This is a genomic window from Curtobacterium sp. MCBD17_008 (assembly GCF_003234475.1).
In the GTDB taxonomy this organism is placed as follows: domain Bacteria; phylum Actinomycetota; class Actinomycetes; order Actinomycetales; family Microbacteriaceae; genus Curtobacterium.
The window spans coordinates 70,598-95,207 of the sequence record NZ_QKTK01000001.1 but is presented as its reverse complement, the minus strand read 5'-3'; the positions used below and the strand labels follow the sequence as shown (position 1 = coordinate 95,207).

Below are 24,610 nucleotides of genomic sequence, written 5' to 3'. Positions count from 1 at the left end.
TGCCGCCTCTTCTTCTTCCCGGCCGGACCGCACGGGCGTGCGTCGGACGGAACGGGCGCGACGCCGCCGATCGGCAGCAGGACGCGGCCGACGTGGACAGACCGGTCGGCCCAGCCCCGCGCCCCACGCCGGTCTCGTCGCGCTCATCGGGACCCACTCGTCCCGGTCCGCCCTTCGGCGGACCCGCGACCTCTGCGCCGGATCGCTGCAGCACCCGGGCATCTGGAACGGGGTACGAGGGCGATCGTCGGGGTACAAATCGCTCACGGTCGTGACGTCGGGCAGGGCTGTCCACCGGTCCGGCCGGGAGGCGCGGATCACCTGAAGCGCGTCCGTACCGTCGCCGCCATGCACCGTCATCGCGCTCCGTTCCTGCCCGGGTCTCCGCCTCCTCACCATCGGCGGCGTGCCGCGTCGTTGGTCGACTTCGAGGAGCTCGCGCCCCTGGTCGCCGACGACCGCGTGACGGACGTACTGGTCCTGGGCGGACGGAGCGTCTGGACCGACCGGGGCGCCGGGCTGGTCGTCGTGCCGGGACTCGTCCTGCCGGAGGACCGCGCCCGCGACCTCGCCCGTGCCCTGGTCGCCCGCGGCGGACGGCACGTCGACGAGACCACACCCTGCGCCGACGTCCGGCACGGAGACGGGATCCGTGTGCACGCGGTGCTCGCCCCGGTGTCCGTGCACGGGACGGCGATCTCCGTCCGGCTGCCACGTGACGAGCGACCCACGATCGACCGCCTGGCCGACCGAGGGTTCTTCGAGCGGGTGCCGCGCCGGCTCGTCGAGCGGGCCGTGCACGAACGGCAGAACGTGCTCGTGACGGGGGCCACCGGGAGCGGGAAGACCACGCTCCTCGCAGCGATGCTCGCGCAGGTGCCGGCCGGCGAACGCATCATCACGGTGGAGGACGTCGCCGAACTCCGGGTCGACCACCCGCACGTCGTCGCGCTCGAGGCCCGGCAGGCGAACGCGGAGGGCGCCGGCGAGCTGGGTCTCGGTCGACTGCTCCGCGAAGCGCTCCGGATGCGACCAGACCGGATCGTCGTGGGGGAGTGCCGGGGCGCGGAGGTCCGGGAGCTCACGTCGGCCCTCAACACCGGGCACGACGGGGGCGCGGGGACCGTGCACGCGAACGGCCTCGACGACGTCGCCGCGCGACTCGAAGCGCTCGGTGCGCTGGCCGGGCTCGGACCCGAGTCGCTCGCGCGGCAGGCGGCGAGTGCGTTCGACCTGGTGCTGCACGTGGAGCGCCGGCACGGGGTGCGGCGGTTGGCAGCGGTCGGTCGGTTGCACGTCGACCGGGCAGGACGGTTGGTGGTCGCCGATGTCGAGGCCGTGCCGAGCCGGGCGGCGTCGAGCCGGGTCGTGCCGAGCCGGGTCGTGCCGAGCAGCGGGGACCGGGTGGCGGCACCTGAGTGCGCGAGGACGGGCGGGCCGGCCCGGATCGATGGCTGCGGCTCGTCGGCGCCCCGCAGCGGCTCCCGACCCGCGGGCGACGCGCGACGTGATGCGCGGCGGGTCGACGACGAGCAGTGCCGCCCGAGGACAGGCGGGGCGCATCGACGTCACCGAGACGGCTCGTGACGACGCCCCGCGCGCGGACCGGTGATCGCGCCGGACCGAGGACCGCACCCCTCGGCCGACCGCTGGACCTCGCACGGACGCTGGACCGGGTCGCCGTGCTGGTCACTGCCGGCGTCCCACCGCCGCGGGCGTGGGCACTCGTGACCGAGGCGGCAGCCGCACCGACCCAGAGGCGGTCGGACCCGGCCACTGGCCAACCGGAGCCGCGCCGGGGTCGGGCGGGACTGGTCCGACGCCGGACCCGTCCATCCCGCAGGACGGTACGAGGACGCGGCCCGGCGGGCGGCGGTCGCGGGTCGTGGGACCCCTCGACCGAGCGGGACGTCGAGGGGGTGCTCGCCGTCGCGGCCCGGACGGGGGCGCCGGTGGCACCGACACTCCGGGCGCTCGCAGCGTCCCTGCGCGATGCCGAACAGACGGCACGGTCGATCCGCACCGCGCTCGCCGGTCCACGCGCGAGCACACGGGTCGTGTTGACGCTCCCGGTCTTCGGGGCGCTGCTCGGGTGGGCCTGGGGTGTCGACTCGCTCGGCGTCCTGGTGGGCAGCCCGGTCGGCTCGGTCTGCCTGGTCACGGCGGTGGTGCTCGTCGCGGTCGCGCACCGGTGGACGCAGCGACTCGTGGCCTCCGCTGCGGAGAACGAGCCGATGCCGGGGCTGCTGCTCGACGTCTGGGCCGTGGCGCTCTCCGGCGGTGGCGCCTGGACCGACGCCGGCGCCACCGTCGACGCCGTGTTCGCCGACCGGTCCTGGCCGCAGCCGGACCGTGACCGGCTCGCGGAGACCCTGGCGCTCGCCGGACGAGCCGGGGTCGCGGCCGCCGGGCTCCTCCGCGCGTGCGCCCTCGACCGGCGGGCGGACGCCGCTGCCGAGGGTCTCGCGCGCGCCGAGCGGCTGGCGGTACGGCTCGTGCTGCCGCTCGGGGTGTGCATCCTGCCGGCGTTCGTACTGGTGGGGGTGGTGCCCGTGGTCGTGGGCATCCTCTCCTCCACATCGGGTGCCGTCGGCTGACCCCTCCACGGACGGTCGCGGGTGCCGATGACACGACCGGCGCCTCGCCGAGACTCGGACCACGGCCCGCTGGTCCAGCAACCGCGGGTCCGAGACCGTCCAGCCGGGACCGACGGGCCCGGATCGGACACACGAGACAAGAGAGAAGGAAGGACACCACATGGAGAAGGACATCCCGAGTGCGGACCTGCCGCCGGCGGCGGCGCGACCGGCGCGTCGGAGGACGCGGCTGCGCGACGACGACGGCTCCGCCACGGCGGAGTACGCGGTGGTCATCCTGGCGGCCGTGGCCTTCGCCGGCGTCCTGGTCGCGGTGATGCGGTCCGGCGAGGTACAGGCCCTGCTCACCGAACTCGTCCGCACCGCGCTCACGCCGTGAGGCCGCGGCGGACCCGCCCGCCCGCCGGCGAACGCGGATCGGTCACCGTCGAGTTCGCCGTCGCGCTACCGGTCGTCGCCGCCGTCCTGGCCGCGGGGATCGGCGGCGTGCGGGTCGTCGACACGCAGGGCCGTCTGCAGGCCGCGACGGTCACGGCCGCCCGGGCGTTCGGACGCGGCGACGACGACGCGGGCCGCCGGGCGCTCCGGACGGCGGGAGCCGGGTCGTTCCGCATCGACCACACCCAGGGCTTGGCCTGTGTGCACGCCGGGCGGGCTGCGGGGAGGGGTCCGTTCGCGGCGCTCGTGCTGCGGGGGAGCGCCTGCTCGGTCGACGAGCGTGACCCGGCCGAGCACGACCTGGGTGACCACGTCGCGGACGGGCTGGCCGATGACGGGCCCGACCGCGGCGGCCCGTCGTGACCCGGCCGATCCGGATCGCTCCCGGTGCCCGGTCGGGCGGAGCGGCGTGCCTGTCCGTTCGGTCTCGACCGTCGGTCGCCGGGCGGGCAGACGACGGAGGATCGGTGGCGGTCGTGCTCGTCGCGGTCCTCGCTGCCGTCTCGCTCGTCGTCGTGTCGGCGCTCGCCGCCGCCGGCCTCCGCGTCGCATCGGCTCGGGCGCAGGGGGCAGCGGACACCGCGGCACTCAGCGCAGCGGCCGCGACGGTCGGACTGGCGCCGGGCCCGCCGTGCGCTGCTGCTCGCCGCTCCGCCCGGGCCGTCCGGGCCGAGGTCCGCACCTGCTCCGTCACCGGGGCCGTCGCGCGTGTCGCCGTCGTGGTCGGGTCCGGGCCGCTGTCCGTCGGGGCCGTGGCGGTCGCCGGACCGCACGGCGGCGCAGACGCCTCGGCCGGGGCGACGGACACCGGCCGTGTCGTCCAGCCGGAGGTCGCGGACCACCTCCGGCTCCGCCGGGCATCCCCACCGGAGTGTGTATGGTGTGCCTGTCGGCCCGCCGGTCACCGAGTTCCCGGTCGACCCGGACGCATCCACGACGTCCGTCGGCTGACCAGCACCATCGATCAAGGAGACACGTGCCAGGCACGAAGAAGCTCGTGATCGTCGAGAGCCCCGCGAAGGCCAAGACGATCGCGCAATACCTCGGCGACGGATACGAAGTCCAGGCGTCCGTCGGACACATCCGCGACCTCGTCGAGCCCAAGAACCTGCCCGCCGAGCTCAAGAAGGGCTCCCTCGGCAAGTTCTCGGTCGACGTCGACAACGGGTTCGAGCCGTACTACGTCGTCTCCGATGCCAAGAAGAAGACCGTCGCCGACCTCAAGCGCGCCCTGAAGGACGCCGACGAGCTCTACCTCGCAACAGATGAAGACCGCGAGGGCGAGGCCATCGCGTGGCACCTGCTGCAGGTCCTGAAGCCCAAGGTGCCCGTCAAGCGCATGGTCTTCCACGAGATCACCAAGGAAGCGATCCAGCGCGCGCAGGAAGCCACGCGGGAACTCGACACCGCGCTCGTCGATGCGCAGGAGACCCGTCGCATCCTCGACCGTCTCTACGGGTACGAGGTCTCGCCGGTCCTGTGGCGCAAGGTCGGCCCGGGCCTGTCCGCCGGCCGCGTGCAATCGGCCGCGACCCGACTCGTGGTCGACCGGGAGCGCGAGCGCCTGGCCTTCGTCTCGGCGAACTACTGGGACCTGAGCGCCCGGTTCGAGAAGGCCGACGACGGGACGTTCACCGCACGCCTCGCCCGGATCCACGGGAAGCGCGTCGCCTCCGGACGCGACTTCGACGACCGCGGCGCGACCACGTCCGACGTCGTCCGGCTCGACGAGACGTCGGCGAGTGCGCTCTCCGCGGTCCTCGAGCGCGCCGGCGACGCGGTCGTCCACAGCGTCGAGTCGAAGCCGTACACCCGCCGACCGGCCGCGCCGTTCACGACGTCGACGCTGCAGCAGGAGGCGGCACGCAAGCTCCGCTTCTCCGCGCGGCAGACGATGAGCGTCGCGCAGGGCCTGTACGAGAACGGTCACATCACCTACATGCGTACCGACTCCGCCTCGCTCTCGCAGCAGGCGGTCTCGGCGGCGCGGAAGCAGGCGACCGCGCTCTACGGTGCCGACTCCGTCCCGGCGAAGCCGCGCTCGTACGCCGGCAAGAGCAAGAACGCGCAGGAGGCGCACGAAGCCATCCGGCCCGCGGGTGACACCTTCAAGACGCCGTCCCAGATGGAGGGCGTCCTGCGCGGCAACGACCTCCGGCTGTACGACCTCATCTGGAAGCGCACCGTCGCCTCGCAGATGGCGGACGCCAAGGGCTCGACCGCGTCCGTCGTGCTCGGCATCACCTCGACCGAACCGGTGGAGGGCCTGGCGTCCACGGCGTCCGGCACCGACGTGGAGTTCACCGCGTCCGGCACGGTCATCACCTTCCGCGGGTTCCTCAACGCCTACGAGGAAGGTCGCGACGAGGAGCGCGCCGCGGGGGACTCCGCCGACGACGCCAAGCTGCCGCAGATGGCCGAGGGCGACCACCTCGGCGTCCACGACGTCGCCGCCAAGGGGCACGACACCTCGGCACCGCCCCGCTACACCGAGGCGAGCCTGGTGAAGACGCTCGAGGAGCTCGGCATCGGCCGTCCCTCGACGTACGCCGCGATCATCTCCACGATCATGGACCGCGGGTACGTCACGCAGCGTGGAACGGCCCTCGTGCCGAACTGGATCGCGTTCAGCGTCGTCCGACTCCTCGAGGAGTACTTCGGCGACCTCGTGCAGTACGACTTCACCGCCGAGATGGAGAGCGACCTCGACCGCATCGCGAGCGGGGACGAGGACCGGGTCGACTGGCTCAAGGGCTTCTACTTCGGCGGCGACGACCAGCGCGGCCTCCGGACGGTCATCGACAACCTCGGGGAGATCGACGCCCGCGAGATCAACTCGGTCGAACTCGCACCGGGACTGACCCTCCGCATCGGTCGGTACGGCCCGTACATCGAGACGCCGAGCGACGACCCCGAGAAGCCGCGGCGGGTGAACGTCCCCGAGGACATCGCCCCCGACGAACTCACGCTCGAGAAGGCGCGGGAGCTCGTCGAGGCACCCGTGATCGGTGACCGGGTCGTCGGCATCAACCCGGAGACCGGCAAGGAGGTCCTCGCCAAGGACGGCCGCTTCGGTCCGTACGTGACCGAGCGCACCCCGGAGCCCGAGCCGACGGTCGACCCGGCGACGGGCGAGGTCCTGCCGGCGACGGCCGAGTCGGACCCGTCGGCGGCAGCGGAAGCCACCACGACGACGACGACCACCACGAAGACCTCCACGAAGACGGCGGCCAAGGGGAAGACCCCGGCGGCGAAGAAGACGACGAAGAAGGCGGCAGCAGCCCCGAAGGAGCGCACGGCGTCCCTGTTCAAGTCGATGGACCCGCAGACCGTCGACCTCGAGACCGCGCTCAAGCTCCTCGACCTGCCCCGCACGGTCGGCACGGACCCGGAGTCCGGCGAGGAGATCACGGCGCAGAACGGCCGCTACGGTCCGTACCTCAAGAAGGGCACGGACACCCGGACGCTCCCGAGCGAGGACGCGATCTTCGACGTCGACCTGCCCGGCGCCCTCGAGCTGTTCGCGCAGCCGAAGTACGGCGCCAAGCGTGCCGCCAGCGCGGCGCTGAAGGAGTTCGACGCCGACCCGGTGTCCGGCAAGCCGATCAAGGTGAAGGACGGCCGTTTCGGTCCGTACGTCACCGACGGTGAGACGAACGCGACGATCCCGCGCGGCGAGGAGGTCGAGGCGGTCGACTTCGAGCGCGCGGTCCAGCTCCTCGCCGACAAGCGCGCGAAGGGTCCGGTCAAGAAGAAGGCCCCCGCCCGACGCACCCCCGCCAAGAAGAAGTGACGCCGGACGCCGCCGTGTCCGGACCGTCGCCCGTCGCCGCCCGCGGGTGGTTCATCACCCTCGAAGGTGGCGACGGCGCCGGCAAGACCTCCCAGGCCGCGCGCCTCGAGCAGTGGCTCGTGGACCACGGCCTGGAGGTCGTCCGGACGCGGGAGCCGGGCGGGACGCCCCTCGGGCAGCGGATCCGCGAGATCGTGCTGCACGAGCGTGGTCACGTCGCCCCGCGCGCCGAGGCACTGCTGTACGCGGCCGACCGAGCGCACCACGTCGAGACCGTCGTCCGTCCGGCACTCGCCCGTGGTGCGGTCGTGCTCCAGGACCGGTACATCGACTCCTCGGTGGCCTACCAGGGCGTCGCACGCGGCCTCGGTGCGGAGCAGATCCGGACCGTCTCGGCCTGGGCTGCCGACGGCCTGACGCCGGACCTCACCGTGCTGCTCGACCTCGACGTGTCCATCGGACGGGCCCGGGTCGCCGCGGCCCGCGGCGACGTCTTCGACCGCCTCGAGTCCGAAGCGGAGACGTTCCACGAGACGGTGCGTGCGGCCTTCCTCGCGATGGCGGGGGCGGAGCCCGAGCGGTTCCTCGTCGTCGACGCCGCCGAACCCGCCGACACGGTGCAGGGACACATCCGCGCAGCGGTCTCCGGCCTCGTCGGGGTCTCCTGATGCCCGCGACCGGTCGGCCGTCGGTGGCGGCTGGGAGGATCGCCTCGTGAGCGTGTGGGAGGGCCTGACCGGGCAGGAGGAGTCCGTGGCCGCACTGCGCAGTGCCGCGGAGTCGACCGACGGCACCGGGGGCATGACGCACTCGTGGCTCATCACCGGTCCGCCCGGGTCGGGACGGTCGAACGTCGCCGCCGCCTTCGCCGCAGCACTTGTGGGGAACGGTCCGGACGACGACCACACGCTGCGGCTCATCGCCGCGGGCACGCATCCGGACGTGTCGCGGCTCACCACCCAGCGGGTCATCATCACCATCGACGAGATCCGTGCGCTCGTCACCTCGTCGCACTTCTCGCCCTCGGTCGGCCGGTACCGCGTGATGATCGTCGAGGACGCCGACCGGATGACCGAACGCACCTCGAACCTGCTGCTCAAGGCGCTCGAGGAACCGCCCGAGCGCACCGTGTGGATCCTGTGCGCGCCGAGTGAGGCGGACCTCCTCCCGACCATCCGGTCACGCGTCCGCTCCGTGCGCCTGCGGGTGCCCGGGATCGAGTCTGTGGCCGACCTCATCGTCGCCCGCACCGGTGTGGACCGGGTCCTCGCGACCGACGCCGCCCGGCAGGCGCAGAGCCACATCGGGATGGCTCAACGGCTCGCCACCAGCGAGGACGCCCGTGACCGCCGCCGTCGCACCCTGACGACCGTGCTCGGGATCCGGAGCGTCGGCGACGCCGTGAACGCCGCGGCCGCGCTGCTCGCCGTGGCGGACGAGGACGCCAAGGCGATCACGCTCGAACGTGACGCCGAGGAACGCGACGCAGCGCTCCGGTCGCTCGGCGTGCAGCCGGGCGGGACGGTGCCGCCGGCGCTCCGGTCGCAGCTGCGTGCGCTGGAGGAAGACCAGAAGCGGCGCGCGACCCGGAGCCTCCGTGACGGGTTGGACCGTATCCTCGTGGACGTCTCCTCGCTCTACCGGGATCTGTTGCTCCTCGGTCTCGGCGCACCGGCGGAACCGGTGAACCTGACGATCCGGCACGAGCTCGAGCGGGCGCTGCCGTCCGTGCCGCCGGCCGCCGCGCTGGAGGTGCTCGACGCGATCGCCACCGCACGACAGCGGATCGGCGCGAACGTCGCGGCCCTCCTGGCGCTCGAGGCCCTGCTCGTCACGGTGGCCCGCGCCGTCCGCTGACCGACGGCGCCGCCATCGGGTGCGCACGGGCCGTTCCCGCGCGTCCTCTCATGCCGCCCTCTGCGGTGCGCGTGCGAGGATCGTGCCCATGACCGATGCCGAACCGGGCCTCCGCGAGCGGAAGCGCCGCGCCACCCGACTGGCGATCCAGCAGGCCGCGCTGCACGTCGCGCTCGAGCACGGTCTCGCCGCGGTCACCGTCGACGAGGTGTCCCGCCGTGCCGACATCTCGCCCCGCACGTTCTTCAACTACTTCCCGAGCAAGGAACAGGCGATCCTCGGCGACGACCCGACGCTGCCGCAGGGGGAGGAGGTCGAGGTGTTCGTCGCCGGCGGTCCCTCGGGCGACCTGCTGTCCGACCTCGGCGCCCTGCTCGTGCACTCGGCGCGTGAACTCGTCGAGGAGCGCGGTCTGATCGGGGAGCGGCAGCAGGTCCTCCGTGCGAATCCGGAACTGTTCAGTCGACGGATGGCCTCGATGCAGGAGTTCCAGGCCGAGCTCCAGACGGTGGTCGAGCGGCGGCTCCAGCGCGACGCCACCCTGAGCGGTGACGAGGCCACCGCGGACGCCGATGTCCCTCCGGCCCTCCGCCGACGTGCCCGGCTCGCGACGCTCGTCGGACTGGCGGCACTCCGGCACGCCTGGTGGGAGTGGTCCGAACCGGGGTCGGCGGTGCACCTGACCGATGAGCTGGAGCGGTCGTTCGACGATCTCGGCGCGCTCGTTTCGCGCTCGCTCGTCTGATCCTGTACAGTTGTTTCTCGTGCCGCTCCGGGTCATCCGGAGCGTCCGCCGCCTTAGCTCAGTCGGTAGAGCGATTCACTCGTAATGAATAGGTCGTCGGTTCGATTCCGACAGGCGGCTCCGACCACCCCCTCGTTCCTCCGGAAACGAGGGGGTTCGTGCTTCCCAGGGTGGCCGGCGTCAGGCCGGGCCGCGGGCCGGGTCGCCGGCCGGGAGCCCCGTCACCGGCACACGTGCACGCGCGCCTCCCACGGACGCAACATCCCGGTCGAGCCCGGCTCCCCGAGGTTCCCGAGCACGAGGTCGCCCGTCCGCCCCGCGATGCCCTCGGGCAGGACGAGGTCCGACGACGACAGGTTCGCGACGACGACGAGCGGTGGGTCGTCCTCGTCCCGGGTCGACCCGTCGGGGAGTGCCCGCGTGAACGCCCACAGCACCGGGTGCTCCGGCTCGAGGAGCGTGAAGGTGCCGAGCTGCACGGTCCGCGACCGGTGCCGCAGCGCGATGAGTCGCCGGTGGTGTTCGTACACGGACCGGTCCCCGGCGGCGCGGTCCGCCGCGACGGTGACGTGCGGCCAGCCCTGCCCCATCCCGATCCACGGCTCCGCGGTCGAGAACCCACCGGCGGGCTCGCTGTCGTCCCAGGGGATCGGCGTCCGGGCATTGTCACGACTGCGGAACGCCAGCGCCTCGAGCGCCGACGCGGCGGACATGCCCCGGCCGACGGCCCCGCGGAACCAGTTCACCGACTCGACGTCGCGGTACTGCTCGATCGCGGTGAACCCCGCGTTCACCATGCCGATCTCGTCGCCCTGGTAGACGTACGGCGTCCCGCGGTGCAGGTGCAGCACGGTGGCGAGCACCGTCGCCGACTCGTAGCGGAAGGCGTACGGGTCGTCCGACTCCGCCCGTGCCGCCGCCCCGAAGCGCGACACCGGCCGCGGCTGGTCGTGGTTCGACAGGTACAGCGAGTTCCAGCCGCGCTGCTCGAGCGCCGTCTGCCACCGCGCGAGCGAGGCCTTCAGCGCCGGTAGGTCGGTCTCCTGCCGGGTGAACTTCGACGCCGGCGCGTGGTCGAGCCCGACGTGCTCGAACTGGAACACCATGTCGAGTTCGTGCCGCTCCGGGGCGGTGAACAGCACGGCGTCCTCGACCGAGACGCCCGGCATCTCGCCGACGGTGAGCAGCGCGTCCCGGCCGGCGAACACCCGGTCGTGCATCTCCTGCAGGTGCTCGTGGACCCGCGGCTGCATGACGTAGGCATCGCTGTCGCCGGACAGGGCGTCGTCGTCCTTCGCGATGTGGTTGATGACGTCCATCCGGAAGCCGTCGACGCCGCGGTCGAGCCAGCGGTTCATCATGTCGTACACGGCGGCACGCATGTCCGGGTTCTCCCAGTTCAGGTCCGGCTGCTGCGGCGTGAACATGTGCAGGTAGTACTGGCCGGTGCCGGGGTCCCACGACCATGCCGGGCCGCCGAACGCGGCGCGCCACCGGTTCGGCTCGTGCCCGTCGACCGGGTCCCGCCAGATGTACCAGTCGTGCTTCGGGCACGTCCGCGATCGGAGTGCCGCGCGGAACCAGGGGTGCTGGTCGCTGGTGTGGTTGACGACGAGGTCCATGACGAGCCGCATGCCCCGCCGGTGCACCTCGACGAGCAGCGCGTCGAACTCGTCGATCGTGCCGAACAGCGGGTCGATGTCCTCGTGGTCCGAGATGTCGTACCCGTTGTCGACCTGCGGTGAGCGGTAGACGGGGGAGAGCCAGACGACGTCGACGCCGAGGTCGGCGATGTGGTCGAGGTGGCGGCGCAGCCCGGCGAGGTCACCGACGCCGTCGCCGTTCCCGTCGGCGAAGCTCCGTGGGTACACCTGGTAGACAACGGCTCTCGTCCACCACGGTTCCGGTCCGGTCACGGCGCCTCCTCGCGTCCGGTCCGTGCGCTCGGCGCGCGGACCAACCACCTGTCGGACTGGAGGCCCGTCACCCGCCCGGTGCGGGCCTCCCGTCCGTCTCCTGGTGGACAGCACGGTACGCCGCGCGTCCTGACCGAGCACGGACCGACGGGTGCTCGGTGCAGGCGACACCGGTCCCGTCACGGCGCGCCTGGTAGACAGGCCGCATGACCGTTCGATGGGGAGTGCTCGGGACCGGTGGCATCGCCCGGTCCTTCGTGGTGGACTGCACCGCCGCGGGGGTGGAGTTCGTCGCGGTCGGGTCCCGTACCGAGGAGGGCGCCCGTGCCTTCGCGGAGGAGCACGGCATCCCGCGTGCACACGGCGACTACGCCTCCCTCGTCGCCGACGACCAGGTGGACGCCGTCTACGTGGCGACGCCGCACTCCCGGCACGCCGAGGACGCCCTCCTCGCGATCGCGGCCGGCAAGCACGTCCTCGTGGAGAAGGCCTTCACGATCACCGCGGCCCAGGCGCGGCGGGTCCGCGACGCCGCACGCGAGCGCGGAGTCCTCGTCGTCGAGGCGATGTGGACCCGGTTCCTGCCGCAGACCGCGATGATCCGCCGGGTCCTCGCCGAGGGGCGGATCGGAACGCCGCGGTTGGTCGAGGCGACCCACCACCAGGCCCTCCCGACCGACCCGCGGCACCGGCTCAACGACCCGGCGCTCGGTGGCGGCGCCCTCCTCGACCTCGGGGTGTACCCCGTCTCGTTCGCGGTCGACGTCCTCGGCGTCCCGACCGGTCTCGTGGCGGCCGGTACGCTCAGCGACCAGGGCGTCGACACCCAGATGGGGATCGTGATGACGCACGAGGGCGGTGCGCAGTCGACCGTGCACTTCGCGCTCGACGTGCGGAGCCCGAACAGCGCGTCGATCATCGGGACGGCTGGGCGGATCGACATCGACCCGACCTGGTACACGCCGACCACCTGGCGCATCCGGGACGCGGACGGGGCAGTGATCGAGGAGTTCGACGGGCGCGAGGAGCTCGCCGGCTACGCGCACGAGGCCCGTGCGCTCGAGGCCGCGGTCACGGCGGCGCCCGCCGGGGGCGGACCGGTCGAGACCGCGGAGGACGGTCCGGCCGGCATCGACCACACCGTCGCGGTGATGGCGGTCATGGACGAGGCACGTCGCCAGGTGGGCGTCCGCTACGCGGCCGACGACGCCGACTGACCGGCCGTTCCCGCACCGGACGGCCGGTCCCGCACCCGACGGCCGGTCCCGCCCTGGAGGCCCGACCGCGCGTCTCGTAGGATCGTCCCGATGTCCGAGCAGTCACCCGAGCCGTCCGCCGGCGGTCCCGTCTCCCGTTCCGTCGCCGCGCTCCGTGCCTCCGCGAACCGCCGACCGGTCCCGTGGGCGATCGGCGGGCTCGTCGCGGTCCTCGTCGTCGGGTCCGGCGGCGCGGTCGCCGTGGGTGCTGCGAGCGGGGAGCAGCCGCGAGCCGCGGTGTCCGCCAGCGCCGCCCGGACGCCGACCGCCAGCGCGACGCCGACCGTGAGCCCCTCGACGTCCCCGGAGCCGACCGCGACCGTCACGCCCACCGCGAAGCCGACCCCGACCCCGACGCCGAGCGCCCGTGCCGCCGCGCGGACCTGCTCGATCGCCGGTGCCGCCTCCGCGAGCGGCCTCGGTCGGTTCGAGGGGTACGTGATGAACGCGACCACCGGTGAGGAACTGTTCTCCCGCGACGGCGGCACCCCGGCCCAGACCGGCAGCGTGATGAAGACCCTCACGAGCGCGACCGCGCTCGCCGTGCTCGGCGGCGACCACACCATCCCGACGACCGTCACCGACGAGGGCGACGGCACGATCGCCCTCGTCGGGCACGGTGACGCGACCCTGTCGGCGGGCAACGGCACCGTCTACCCCGGTGCACCCACGCTGCAGCAGCTCGCGCAGCAGGTGAAGGCCCGCCTCGGCGACGCGCCCGTCCGGTCGATCGTCGCGGACGGCACGTGGTGGAGCGAGGCCGACGCCTGGCACCCCACCTGGCCGGTGAGCGAGCGCACGATCGGCTACCAGCCCGAGGTGACCGCGCTCATGGTCGACGGTGACCGTGCGAACCCGGCCGCCGCCACCTCACCGCGCTCCGAGGACCCGATCGGCCGGGCCGGTGACGCGTTCCGGACGGCCCTGGTCAACGCAGGGGTCGTCGGGGCCGCGACGGCACCGGTCACGAAGCGCGCGACGACCTCGCAGGCCACGATCGCGCAGGTGCAGTCGCAGCCGGTCTCCACGCTCATCGGGCAGATGATCCCGAACTCGGACAACACCCTCGCCGAGATGCTCGCCCGGGTCTCGTCGAAGGAGGCCGGTGCCGGGGGGACCGCGGCGTCGCTCACCGGGGTGTACGCCTCCGCCCTGCGCGGCTACGGGGTCGACCCGGCCGGGATCACGATCATCGACGGGTCCGGGGAGAGTGCGGCCAACGCCGTGTCGCCGTCCTTCGTCGCCCACCTCATGGTCCCGGTGACCCGGGGTGAGCGAGGGCTCGGGACGCTCGCATCGGTCCTGCCGGTGTCCGGCGTCTCCGGCACGTTGTCGAGCCGCTTCACGGGGGCGAACGCCGACGCCCGGGGCAAGGTCCACGCCAAGACCGGGTGGATCGACAGTGCGAACACCCTGGGCGGCTTCATCGACGCCGCGGACGGCACGAAGCTGACGTTCGCGTTCTACGCCATCGGGTCGTAGCGGGCCGCCGCGTTGCCGGCGCTCGACGCCGTGACGGCCGCCGCCTACCGCTGCGGCGGGTCCCTCGCCGCCTCCTGACCCGGCGCTTGCTGCGTCCTGACCCCGGCGTACCTGGCCGGACGGGTGCCCCGTCAACGGGTGCTCTGGTGCCAGGTGTTGGATGGGGTCATGGCTCGGGCACTGCTCATCATCGACGTCCAGAACGACTTCACCGAGGGCGGCGCGCTCGCGGTCGACGGAGGAGCGGCGGTGGCCGGACGGATCACCGCCTTCCTCCGACGGCACGCCGACGAGTACGACCTCGTCGTCGCCTCCCGCGACTGGCACGACGCCACCGGGGACAACGGCGGGCACTTCGCCGGCCCGGACGGCCCCGACTTCCGGACGACCTGGCCGGTGCACTGCGTGGCCGACAGCCCGGGCGCCGAGTACCACCCGGCGCTCGACCTGTCCGCCGTGGACGTGCACGTGCGGAAGGGGCAGGGCGAGCCGGCCTACTCGGCGTTCGAGGGGACGACCGACACCGGCGCGGACCTGGTGGACGTCTTCTTCGACCGCGAGGTCCACGCCGTCGACGTCGTCGGCATCGCCACCGACCACTGCGTGCGGGCATCGGCGCTCGACGGCGTGCACGCGGGCCTGGACGTGTTCGTGTACGAGGACCTCGTCGTCGGCGTCGACCGCGCGGCCAGCGAGGCGGCGCTCGAGGAGGTCCGGGACGAGGGCGGCCACACCGGACGCAGTGACATGGACGAGGGGCGGCAGCGCCCGGGAGGAGCGGTCCTGTGACCGACACGACCGACACGACCGTCGCCGACGAGCACGTCAGCGTCCCCGGCGTCCCCACCGGCCTGTTCATCGGGGGTTCCTGGCGACCGGCCTCGGGCGGCGCGACGTTCGACGTCCGCGACCCGTCGACCGGCGCCGTCCTCGCGAGCGTGGCCGACGCCACACCGGAGGACGGCATCGCCGCGCTCGACGCCGCGGTCGCCGCACAGGAGGAGTGGGCCGCCACCGCCCCGCGCCGCCGCTCGGACCTGCTCCGCCGCGCCTTCGACCTCGTGCACGAGCACGCCGACGACATCGCCGCGGTGATGACGCTCGAGATGGGCAAGCCCCTCGCCGAGTCGCACGGCGAGGTCGTCTACGGCGCCGAGTTCCTCCGCTGGTTCTCCGAGGAGGCCGTCCGCATCGGCGGCGACTACCGGACGAACCCGGAGGGCACCGGTCGTGGCATCGTGCTGAAGCGCCCGGTCGGTCCGGTCTACGCGATCACCCCGTGGAACTTCCCGCTCGCGATGGCGACCCGGAAGATCGCACCGGCCCTCGCCGCCGGCTGCACGGTCGTGCTGAAGCCCGCCGACCTCACCCCGCTGACGACCCTGTACCTCGTCGAGCTGTTCCGCCGGGCCGGACTGCCGGACGGCGTGCTCAACGTCGTGCCGTCCTCGGACGCGAAGGCGCTGTCCGCACCGGTCATCGCGGACCGTCGACTCCGGAAGCTCACCTTCACCGGCTCGACGCCGGTCGGGTCCGCGCTCCTCAAGCAGGCGGCCGACACCGTGCTGAAGACGAGCATGGAGCTCGGCGGCAACGCCCCGCTGCTCGTGTTCGACGACGCCGACCTGGACCGTGCGGTGGACGCCGCCATGCAGGCCAAGTTCCGGAACGTCGGGGAGGCCTGCACCGCCGCGAACCGGTTCTTCGTGCAGGAGGGCATCGCGGACGCGTTCACGGCGGCCCTGACCGAACGGATCGAGGCACTCCGCATCGGGCGCGGGACCGAGGACGGCACCGACATCGGCCCGCTCATCGACGGCCGGGCCGTCGACAAGGCGGCCGGGCTCGTCGACGACGCCGTCGAGCGTGGCGCCACGCTGGTGACGGGTGGTCGGCGGGTCGATCGTGCGGGCACGTACTACGCGCCGACACTCCTCGACGACGTCCAGCCGGGGTCGGACATCCTGACGACCGAGATCTTCGGGCCCGTCGTCTCGATCACGCGGTTCGCCACCGAGGAGGAGGGCATCCGGCTCGCGAACGACACCGAGTACGGGCTCGTCGCCTACGCCTTCACCGAGGACATGCGGCGCGGGCAGCGCCTGGCCGAGCGGTTGGAGACGGGCATGCTCGGCTGGAACACCGGCGTGGTGTCGAACGCCGCGTTCCCGTTCGGCGGCGTCAAGGCGTCCGGCCTGGGCCGCGAGGGCTCGCACGAGGGCCTCGAGGAGTACCTGGAGACCGTGTACGTGCTCACCCCGGACCCCTTCGCCGCCTGACCCTGCGGGCGGGGCGGGGCGGGGCGCTCAGACCAGCAGCTGGTGCTTCGCCAGGTCGCGGTAGAGCGGGGTGCTCTGCACCAGCTCGGAGTGCGTGCCGATGCCGACGACGCGGCCGTGCTCGAGCACGACGATGACGTCGGAGTCCACGACGGTCGACAGCCGGTGCGCGATGACGAGCAGCGTCCGGTCCTCGGCAACCGCGTCGATCGCCAGCCGCATCTTCTGCTCGTTCACCCCGTCCAGCGAGGACGTCGACTCGTCGAGCAGCAGGATCGGGGGAGCGGCGAGGAGCGCTCGGGCGATCGCGAGCCGCTGGCGTTCACCGCCGGAGAGCATCACGCCGTCCTCGCCGACCTGCGCGTCGAGTCCGCGCGGGTCGCGGTGGAGCACGTCGCCGAGGTTGACCGCCTCGAGCACCCGGACGCACTCGGACTCCGGGGCGTCCGGCGCGCCGAGCAGCAGGTTCGCTCGGATCGTGCCGGCGAGCACCGGGGCGTCCTGTTCGACGTAGCCGATCTGGGCACGGAGCTCGGCCCGGTCGAGGCCGCGGACGTCGAGCCCGCCGAGGCGGATGACGCCCTCGGTGGGGTCGTAGAAGCGCTCGATGAGGGCCAGGGTCGTGGACTTCCCGGCGCCCGACGGTCCGACGAGGGCGACCCGGGTGCCACGAGGCACGCTGAACGACACGTCGTGCAGGACGGCCTGTTCGCCGGCGCCGGCGGTGGGAGCGGGGGCACTGACGTCCCCCGACCCGGCCGCGCCGTCCGACCCCACGGCGTCCGGTGTCGCGGCGTAGCGGAACGTGACGTGCTCGAAGGTGATGGCGTCGTCGGTCGCGACCGCGGCGGCGGGGTGGACGGCAGTGTCGCCCTGGTCCTCGGTCGGCAGGTGGAGGATCTCCTCGATGCGTCCGAGCGCGCCGAGGGCCTGCGCCACGGCGACGACCGCGCCGAGCGCCTGCCCGAGCGGCATGATCATCATGAAGAGCAGCAGGATGAACGTGATGAGGGTGGCGATCGTGATCGTCCCCGCCGCCACCTGCGCGCCGCCGATGCCGAGCACCGCGATGAACGCGACCTGCATGACGATGCTCGCGACCGGGACGACGAAGGCGGACATGCGCGCGATGACGAGTCCACGGCGGTAGGCCTCGGTGGCGTGTGCGTCGACCTCGCTGACCTCGCGGGCGGTGGCCCCGGCGGCGCGGATGGTCCGGACGGCGCCGATGCCCCGCTCGACCGCCGCCGTCAGGTCGCCGACCTTCTCCTGCGCGGCCTTCGAGGCGACCCGGATGCGCCGGCTGAGGCCGCCGACGACGACGACCGCGACGATGACGATCACGACGACCACGACGAGCAGCAGCGGGTCGATGACGGCCATCGCGACGACCGCGCCGATGAAGGTGAGGGCACCACCGATCGACTCGATGAGGCCCTGGGTCAGGACGGCGCGGAGGAGCGTGGTGTCGCTGCCGACGCGGGACACCAGGTCGCCGGTGCGGCGGACGTCGAACTCCGAGATCGGCAGGTTGAGGATGCGGGCGATGAGCTTCCGCCGTGTCGACAGCACGACGCCCTCTCCGGCGCGCTGGAGCAGGAAGTGCTGCACACCGTTCAGGACGCCGGCGACGAGCACGAGGACGACGAGCGCCCACACGAGCGTCGACATGCCGGTGCCCTGCTGGACCGCCGTGACGACCTGGTTGACGAGCAGCGGCTGGGCGAGGGACGCCGCGGCTCCGAGGATGCTCAGCACGATGATGACGACCATCGCCGGCTTGTTCTCGAACAGGTAGGACAGCAGGCGGCCGAAGGTGGCACGGGGCCCGTCGGTCGGCTTCGGGCGTGCGAACGGGTTGCTCATCGTGCGTCGATTCTCTCACCGCTGCACCGACAGACGGACGGGAGGCTGTCCCCGGTCCGGTGGGCAGCCTCCCGTCCGATCAGGCCGCGGTCAGCGCGCGTCGCGTCCGGCCGCGACGGCCTGCCGCGCCTCGGCCTCGTCGAGGTCGGTACCGCGCGTCTCGCGGACGAGCAGGAGCGCGACCAGGGTGACGACCGCCGCGATCGTCAGGTAGAGGCCGACCAGGAAGATGTCCCCGTCCGGCTTCCACAGCGCGACGGCGATCGTCGGGGCCAGGGACGCCCCGAGGATCGACGCGAGGTTGTAGGCGAGCGCGGAGCCGGTGTAGCGGACGTTCGTCGGGAACAGCTCCGGCAGCAGGGCACCCATCGGCCCGAACGTCAGTCCCATCAGCGACAGCCCGACGATGAGGAACGTGACGACCGTGATCGGGCCCTGCGACGCGGCGAACCACAGCTGGAAGGTCAGCCCGAAGAGCGCGATGCCGATCGTGGTCGGGATGAGCGTGCGACGACGTCCGAACTTGTCCGCGAGGATCCCGGCGACCGGCGTGAAGATCCCGAAGAACACGACGCCGATCATGAGGAGGGTGAGGAACTCACCGCGCGTGTACCCGAGGCCGACCTTCGGGACCATCGAGGTCGCGGTGGTGCCGTACGCCAGCGTGAAGGTCGTCATGAAGTAGAAGAGCACGTACGTGGCGACCATGCCGAAGGTGCCGACGACGACGGCCTTCCACGAGGTGCGGAACACCCGGGCGAGCGGGACCTTCGCGACCGAGCCGGTCTCCTGCACGCCGCGGAAGGCGGGCGACTCGACGAGCCGGAACCGCACGTAGAGGCCGATGAGCACGAGCACGGCGGACAGCAGGAACGGGATGCGCCATCCCCAGGCCTGGAAGTCGGCGTTCGGGGTGCCGTCCGCACCGGCCGGCATGGCGGCGTTGATCGCGATGAACAGACCGTTCGCGAGGAGGAACCCGATCGGGGCGCCGAGCTGCGGCATCGAGCCGAACACCCCGCGCTTGCCCTGCGGCGCGTTCTCGGTCGCGAGGAGCGCGGCGCCGGACCATTCGCCGCCGAGGCCGACGCCCTGCGCGAAGCGCATCACGGCGAGGAGCACGGGCGCCCAGATGCCGATCGTGTCGAAGGTCGGCAGGCAGCCGATGAGGAACGTCGCCGTCCCCATCACGAGCAGCGAGGCGACGAGGGTGGTCTTCCGGCCGATGCGGTCCCCGAAGTGGCCGAAGAGGACGGAGCCGACCGGGCGGGCGAAGAACGCCAGCGCGAAGGTGACGAAGGAGGACAGCTGCGACGCGGTCGGGTCCTCGTTCGGGAAGAAGAGCGTCGGGAACACGAGGACCGCGGCCGTCGCGTAGACGTAGAAGTCGTAGAACTCGATGGAGGTGCCGACGAGGCTCGCGATGACGACGCGCGAGCGCGGGTTCGTCTTCGGGGCGGACGTCGGGGTGGCCGGTGCGGCGGTCATGGGCGTGAGGGCACTTTCGCGGTGCGCGCGCTCGCGGGGGAGCGCAGCGTGGGGCCGGACTGCGGACGCCGACCGGTTCGCGCGGGGTGGCGCGGACACCGGGTCGGGTGCGTTCGGGGTGGTGGTCCCGCTCGTGACGGGGTCCTCAGTGTACGACGGATGTCGCCCACCTGCGAATCCGCCCGGAAGGAGCCGTCAGTTGGCCGCGCCGGTCGCGAGGTGGTCGGGGAGCGTGTGGCCCATCCGGTCGCGCTTCGTGTCGAGGTACCCGGCGTTCTGCGCGGAGACACCGACCACGAGGGGGACCAGGGCGTCCACCGCGATGCCGTGCTCGACGAGCTGCCGACGCTTCTCGGTGTTGTTCGTCAGCAGCCGCACGCGTGTGATGCCGAGGTCGGCGAGGATGCCGGCCGCGCCGCCGTACTCGCGGGAGTCGGCGGGGAGCCCGAGCGCGAGGTTGGCGTCGAGGGTGTCGAGCCCGTCCTCCTGCAGGCGGTACGCCTTGAGCTTGTTGATGAGCCCGATGCCGCGCCCCTCGTGCCCGCGCAGGTACACGACGACCCCGCCCTCGGCCGCGATCGTGTCGAGGGCCGCGTCGAGCTGCGGACCGCACTCGCACTTCAGCGACCCGAACGCCTCACCGGTCAGGCACTCGGAGTGCACCCGCACGAGCGCCCCGTCGGTCGGTGCCGACCCGTCCGGAGCGGTCGCGATGACGGCGACGTGTTCCGCGCTCGTCACGAGGTCCCGGTAGGCACGCATCTCCAACGTGCCGTGCGTGGTCGGGACCTTCGTGGCGACCTCGAACTGGACCGGGCTCCCGGGGGTGGCGGAGGTCAGTGCGTCGGTCATGGGGTGCTCCGGTCGGTGGGGGCCCCGTCGACCGCGTGACCGGACCGCTGGGGGACCGGACGGGCGCGGACCAGCAGATCGGGGCCGAGGCTGGACGTCGACAGTACACGCAACATCCGCGCTCCCTGGATGCTTCCCACCCCGATGTCGTCGAGTGCCACCCGGGGACCGCCGAGCAGCACGGGGGCGAGGTAGACGAGCAGCTCGTCGGCGAGCCCGGCCGCGATGAACGCCGACGCGACGGTCGGCCCGCCCTCGACGAGCACGCTGTGCACCCCCTGCTCGCGGAGGGACCGGAGTGCGTTGTCCAGGTCGTGGCCGGGGATCGTGACGAGACCACGGGGATGCCGGTGCAGGGCCGCGTCGGCGGGCAGCGGCCGGTCGCCGAGGACGACGGGCAGGGGCTGGTCGGCGAGGAACTCCCCGGCGTCGCCACGGGCGGTCAGGCTCGGGTCGTCCGCCAGCGCGGTCCCGGTGCCGACGAGGACGGCGTCGTGCGCGGCACGCTGCTCGTGCACGTGCTGCCGGGCGGCGGCACCGGTGATCCACCGGCTCGACCCGTCCGCCGCCGCAGCGCGGCCGTCGAGGCTGGAGGCCCACTTCACCGTCACCCAGGGTCGCCCGAGCCGGACCGAGAGCAGCCACCGCTCGAGGAACGCCTCGGCGTCGTCGGCGAGGACCCCCGACACGACGTCGACGCCGGCGGCACGGAGCCGGTCCGCCCCGCCGTGTGCCGCCGCCCCCGGGTCGTCGACGGCGTACACGACCCGGCCGACGCCGGCGTCGATGAGCGCGACCGAGCAGGGCCCGGTCCGGCCGGTGTGGTCGCACGGCTCCATGGTCACGACGGCGGTCGCACCGCGGAGCAGGGCCGGATCGACCTTCCGCATCGCGTCGACCTCGGCGTGCGCGGTACCGGCGCCCTTGTGCCAGCCCTCTGCCAGCACGTCACCCGCGGGGGAGAGGAGGACGGCGCCGACCCGGGCGTGGTCGCCGACGGCGGGGCCGCGGGCGGCGAGCTCGAGCGCCCGGCGCATGGCGCGGACCTCGACGTCGCGGACCCCGACGTCGCGGACCGGGGTCGTGTCGGGTGCGGAGTCGCTCACGGAGCGAGACTACCGGCGGGGCCCGTCATCGAGTCGGGCGGCCAGGGCAGGTCCGACGCCGGGGTGCCGTCCGCCCGACGGAGCCCCTTCCACGCGGCGGCGGGGGACCCGTCCCGGTTCGGGACGAGGGCGTCGCCGGTGCCGGTGTACGCGAAGCCGGCGCGCCGGGCGACCGCGGCCGAGGCGGTGTTGCCGACGTAGCACTCCCAGTACACGTCGGGCGCGCCGCGGTCGAACGCGAACCCGACGACGAGCTCGACGGCGTCGTGCACGAGCCCGAGGCCCCGGGCGGACGGGTCGAGCCAGAACCCGAGGTCCCGCCGGGCGGTCCGGTAGCTGATCACCCCGTCGAGCCAGGTCGAACCGGGTCGACGGATCGCCCAGGTGTACTCACGGTCGGAGGCCCACCCCGGCCCGACCAGCGCGTCGACGAACGTCGTGGCGTCCTGCTGTCGGTAGGGCTGCGGGATCGTCGTCCAGCGCGCGATCTCCGGGTCCTGGCATGCCTGCGTGATCGCGGCCGCGTCGGTGCGGGTGGGGACGTCGAGCTGGACCCGCGCCGACTCGAGCGTGACGGGGAGCACGGGCGCTCAGCGGGCGCGCGGCACGAAGCCGATGGCGTCGTAGACGCGGGCGAGCGTGGCGTCCGCGATCGCCTCGGCGCGCTCGGCACCGACGGCCAGCAGGCGGTCCAGCTCGGCCGGGTCGTCGAGGAGTTCGAGGGTGCGGGCGCGCACCGGTTCGAGCTCGGCGACGACGGCGTCCGCCACCGCACCCTTGAGGTCGCCGTAGCCCTTGCCGGTGAACGACGTCTCGAGGTCGGCGACCGCGGTGCCGGTGAAGGCGGACAGGATCGCGAGCAGGTTCGTCACGCCCGGCTTCGCCTGCCGGTCGGCACGGATCTCGCGCTCGGTGTCCGTCACGGCCGACCGGATCTTCTTCGCGGTCCGTTTCGGGTCGTCGAGCAGGCGGACGAGGCCGTTGTCGGACGCGGCCGACTTGCTCATCTTGCTGGTCGGGTCCTGCAGGTCGTAGATGCGAGCGGTCTCGGAACCGATCCGGGCCTCCGGGACGACGAACGTGTCGCCGAAGCGCGAGTTGAAGCGCTGGGCCAGGTCGCGCGTCAGTTCGACGTGTTGCCGCTGGTCGTCGCCGACCGGGACGACCGCCGTGTCGTAGAGCAGGATGTCCGACGCCATCAGGATCGGGTACGTGAACAGCCCGACCGAGGCGGCTTCCGCACCCTGGCGCGCCGACTTGTCCTTGAACTGGGTCATCCGGCTCGCCTCGCCGAAGCCCGTCAGGGTGTTCAGTACCCAGGCGAGCTCGGCGTGCGCGGGGACGTGCGACTGCACGAACAGCGTCGACTTCGACGGGTCGATGCCCGAGGCGATGTACTGCGCCGCGGTCGCCCGGGTGCTCGCCCGCAGTTCCGCGGGGTCCTGCGGGGAGGTGATCGCGTGCATGTCGACCACGCAGTAGATGGCGTCGTGGTCGTCCTGCAGGTCGCGCCACTGCATGAGGGCGCCGATGTAGTTGCCGAGGTGGAGCGAACCGGCCGAGGGCTGGATGCCGGAGAAGATGCGCGTGCTGGTCATGCGGAGAGTCCTGGTGCTGGGGAGCGAGCGGGGGATCAGAGGTCGTAGTCGACGACCACGGGGGCGTGGTCGGACCATCGCTGGTCGTACGCGGCGGCGCGGTCCACGGTGTACGAGGTCACGGTCGCGGCGAGCTCGGGCGTCGCGACCTGGTAGTCGATGCGCCACCCGGAGTCGTTGTCGAACGCCTGACCGCGCCAGGACCACCACGTGTACGGGCCGTCGACGTCGCCGGCCTGGGCACGGCCGACGTCGACCCAGCCGAGACCCGGACCGGTGGAGCCGTCCGCCCCCTCGACCTGCTCGCCCTCGGCCCCGAAGAACCGGCTGAAGTAGGCGCGCTCGCGCGGCAGGAAGCCGGCGCGCTTGACGTTGCCCTTCCAGTTCTTGATGTCCCGCTGGTCGTGGCCGACGTTCAGGTCACCGACCACCACGGCGAGCGGGTTGTGCGCGCGGAGCGCGGGCAGGCGCTCGGTCATGGCGTCGAGGAACTTCCACTTCTCGTCCTGCTTCGGGGTGTCGACCTCGCCCGAGTGCACGTAGGTCGACACGACGGTGACGGTGCGGCCACCGATCTCGTAGTCGGCCTCGAGCCAGCGGCCGGCGGAGTCGAAGTCCTCCGCCCCGAGCTCGACCCGGTGCAGGTGGGCCCGGTGCCGCGAGGCGATGGCGACGCCGGCGCGGCCCTTGGCGGTGGCGGGGTCGTGCACGACGTCCCACTCGTCGCCGAGCAGGCCGGTCAGGTCCTCGGTCGAGGCGCGCACCTCCTGCAGGGCGAGCACGTCGACGTCGCGCTCGGCGAGCCAGTCGCCCATGCCCTTCCGGAACGCGGCACGGATGCCGTTGACGTTGACGGTCGCGAGGCGCAGGCGTGTCATGCACCAACCCTACCGGCGCGCCCCGACGCCCCGGACGTGCCCGCGGGAGGGGCGACCGGACGACGGACGGGAGGCCCGTCACCAGCTGGTGAGGGGCCTCCCGTCTGCACGGCGACCGTGTGGTCGCGCGGACGCCGGACGCGCGTCAGGCCGCGTCGTGGTCCGTCTGCAGGAAGTCGACGAGGCTGTCTGCGGTGGTCTCGGCGTCGTCGCCGGACACGGTCAGCACGACCTCGTCGCCGTTCTCCACACCGAGGCCGAGCAGGCCGAGGATGCTGCCGGCGTTGGCCGACTTCTCACCCTTGGCGATCGTGACCTGGTGGCCGGACGCGGTGACGTTCTGGACGAACAGCGAGGCGGGGCGGGCGTGCAGGCCGGACGCGCTCGCGACGGTGACGGTGCGGGTGGCTTCGGACATCGATGGACTCCTGTCGATGGGTGGTGCGCTCATGCTAGCGA

Annotated in this window: 20 protein-coding genes, 1 tRNA gene and 1 pseudogene; 13 read left to right on the top strand and 9 right to left on the bottom strand. The window is 72.9% G+C overall.

The window, feature by feature from the left end:
• The first annotated feature begins 348 nt into the window (after nucleotides 1-348).
• From DEI95_RS00440 to DEI95_RS00395, 9 genes are all read left to right on the top strand, one after another.
• A complete protein-coding gene (locus DEI95_RS00440) occupies nucleotides 349-1,587 on the top strand; it encodes a CpaF family protein (RefSeq protein WP_111059049.1) in 1,239 nt (412 codons plus the stop codon).
• A 365-nt stretch (nucleotides 1,588-1,952) separates the two neighbouring features.
• Entirely contained in the window at nucleotides 1,953-2,597 is a 645-nt protein-coding gene (locus tag DEI95_RS00435) for a type II secretion system F family protein (protein WP_146243558.1), read from the top strand.
• A 160-nt stretch (nucleotides 2,598-2,757) separates the two neighbouring features.
• On the top strand, nucleotides 2,758-2,976 hold the full coding sequence (locus tag DEI95_RS00430) for a DUF4244 domain-containing protein (protein ID WP_110889990.1): 219 nt from the start codon (nucleotides 2,758-2,760) through the stop codon (nucleotides 2,974-2,976).
• A complete protein-coding gene (locus DEI95_RS00425) occupies nucleotides 2,973-3,398 on the top strand; it encodes a TadE/TadG family type IV pilus assembly protein (protein WP_111059047.1) in 426 nt (141 codons plus the stop codon). The genes DEI95_RS00430 and DEI95_RS00425 overlap by 4 nt, the downstream gene beginning before the upstream one ends.
• Before the next feature lie 613 nt (nucleotides 3,399-4,011).
• A complete protein-coding gene (topA, locus tag DEI95_RS00415) occupies nucleotides 4,012-6,828 on the top strand; it encodes a type I DNA topoisomerase (protein WP_111059046.1) in 2,817 nt (938 codons plus the stop codon).
• On the top strand, nucleotides 6,825-7,496 hold the full coding sequence (tmk, locus tag DEI95_RS00410) for a dTMP kinase (protein WP_258367374.1): 672 nt from the start codon (nucleotides 6,825-6,827) through the stop codon (nucleotides 7,494-7,496). The genes topA and tmk overlap by 4 nt, the downstream gene beginning before the upstream one ends.
• A 46-nt stretch (nucleotides 7,497-7,542) precedes the next feature.
• Nucleotides 7,543-8,685 carry a DNA polymerase III subunit delta' gene (locus tag DEI95_RS00405; RefSeq protein ID WP_110824583.1) on the top strand — a complete coding sequence of 381 codons (1,143 nt, stop codon included), beginning with the start codon at nucleotides 7,543-7,545 and terminating at the stop codon, nucleotides 8,683-8,685.
• 88 nt (nucleotides 8,686-8,773) lie between these two features.
• Entirely contained in the window at nucleotides 8,774-9,430 is a 657-nt protein-coding gene (locus DEI95_RS00400; protein ID WP_111059045.1) for a TetR/AcrR family transcriptional regulator, read from the top strand.
• Nucleotides 9,431-9,477: 47 nt separating this feature from the next.
• Nucleotides 9,478-9,550: transfer RNA gene (locus DEI95_RS00395), tRNA-Thr, on the top strand.
• Between the two features lie 101 nt (nucleotides 9,551-9,651).
• Here the strand turns inward: DEI95_RS00395 and DEI95_RS00390 are convergent.
• Complete coding sequence (locus DEI95_RS00390; protein ID WP_111059044.1) at nucleotides 9,652-11,346, bottom strand: alpha-glucosidase; 1,695 nt, start codon at nucleotides 11,344-11,346, stop codon at nucleotides 9,652-9,654.
• A gap of 206 nt (nucleotides 11,347-11,552) precedes the next feature.
• On the opposite strand from DEI95_RS00390, the gene DEI95_RS00385 reads away from it, so the two are divergent.
• The 4 genes from DEI95_RS00385 (at nucleotide 11,553) to DEI95_RS00370 (ending at nucleotide 16,363) form a co-directional block, all read left to right on the top strand.
• Nucleotides 11,553-12,563, top strand: a complete 1,011-nt coding sequence (locus tag DEI95_RS00385; protein WP_110824580.1) for a Gfo/Idh/MocA family protein — start codon at nucleotides 11,553-11,555, stop codon at nucleotides 12,561-12,563.
• Nucleotides 12,564-12,653: 90 nt separating this feature from the next.
• Nucleotides 12,654-14,084, top strand: a complete 1,431-nt coding sequence (gene dacB, locus DEI95_RS00380) for a D-alanyl-D-alanine carboxypeptidase/D-alanyl-D-alanine-endopeptidase (RefSeq protein ID WP_111059043.1) — start codon at nucleotides 12,654-12,656, stop codon at nucleotides 14,082-14,084.
• Nucleotides 14,085-14,252: 168 nt separating this feature from the next.
• On the top strand, nucleotides 14,253-14,873 hold the full coding sequence (locus DEI95_RS00375) for an isochorismatase family protein (RefSeq protein ID WP_110824578.1): 621 nt from the start codon (nucleotides 14,253-14,255) through the stop codon (nucleotides 14,871-14,873).
• Nucleotides 14,870-16,363 carry an NAD-dependent succinate-semialdehyde dehydrogenase gene (locus DEI95_RS00370; protein ID WP_110911117.1) on the top strand — a complete coding sequence of 498 codons (1,494 nt, stop codon included), beginning with the start codon at nucleotides 14,870-14,872 and terminating at the stop codon, nucleotides 16,361-16,363. Before DEI95_RS00375 ends, DEI95_RS00370 begins: the two co-directional genes overlap by 4 nt.
• Before the next feature lie 27 nt (nucleotides 16,364-16,390).
• Here DEI95_RS00370 and DEI95_RS00365 read toward each other — a convergent pair whose 3' ends face one another.
• The 8 genes and pseudogenes from DEI95_RS00365 to DEI95_RS00330 all read right to left on the bottom strand — a co-directional run bounded on the left by DEI95_RS00365 (nucleotide 16,391) and on the right by DEI95_RS00330 (nucleotide 24,569).
• Nucleotides 16,391-18,229: an ABC transporter ATP-binding protein gene (locus DEI95_RS00365; RefSeq protein WP_111059042.1), complete on the bottom strand. Its 1,839-nt coding sequence runs from the start codon at nucleotides 18,227-18,229 to the stop codon at nucleotides 16,391-16,393.
• A 90-nt stretch (nucleotides 18,230-18,319) separates the two neighbouring features.
• Complete coding sequence (locus DEI95_RS00360; RefSeq protein WP_110900542.1) at nucleotides 18,320-19,717, bottom strand: MFS transporter; 1,398 nt, start codon at nucleotides 19,715-19,717, stop codon at nucleotides 18,320-18,322.
• 195 nt (nucleotides 19,718-19,912) lie between these two features.
• Nucleotides 19,913-20,536, bottom strand: a pseudogene (ribA, locus tag DEI95_RS00355) (GTP cyclohydrolase II); the annotation flags it as partial.
• Between the two features lie 29 nt (nucleotides 20,537-20,565).
• Nucleotides 20,566-21,606: a bifunctional diaminohydroxyphosphoribosylaminopyrimidine deaminase/5-amino-6-(5-phosphoribosylamino)uracil reductase RibD gene (ribD, locus tag DEI95_RS00350; protein ID WP_111059168.1), complete on the bottom strand. Its 1,041-nt coding sequence runs from the start codon at nucleotides 21,604-21,606 to the stop codon at nucleotides 20,566-20,568.
• Between the two features lie 65 nt (nucleotides 21,607-21,671).
• Nucleotides 21,672-22,259 (bottom strand): GNAT family N-acetyltransferase, encoded by a 588-nt coding sequence (locus DEI95_RS00345; RefSeq protein WP_111059040.1) that lies wholly within the window; start codon nucleotides 22,257-22,259, stop codon nucleotides 21,672-21,674.
• Nucleotides 22,260-22,265: 6 nt separating this feature from the next.
• Complete coding sequence (gene trpS / locus DEI95_RS00340; protein WP_111059039.1) at nucleotides 22,266-23,273, bottom strand: tryptophan--tRNA ligase; 1,008 nt, start codon at nucleotides 23,271-23,273, stop codon at nucleotides 22,266-22,268.
• A gap of 35 nt (nucleotides 23,274-23,308) precedes the next feature.
• Nucleotides 23,309-24,151: an exodeoxyribonuclease III gene (locus tag DEI95_RS00335; RefSeq protein WP_110900545.1), complete on the bottom strand. Its 843-nt coding sequence runs from the start codon at nucleotides 24,149-24,151 to the stop codon at nucleotides 23,309-23,311.
• A 145-nt stretch (nucleotides 24,152-24,296) separates the two neighbouring features.
• Complete coding sequence (locus DEI95_RS00330; protein WP_110824570.1) at nucleotides 24,297-24,569, bottom strand: HPr family phosphocarrier protein; 273 nt, start codon at nucleotides 24,567-24,569, stop codon at nucleotides 24,297-24,299.
• Nucleotides 24,570-24,610 lie beyond the last annotated feature (41 nt).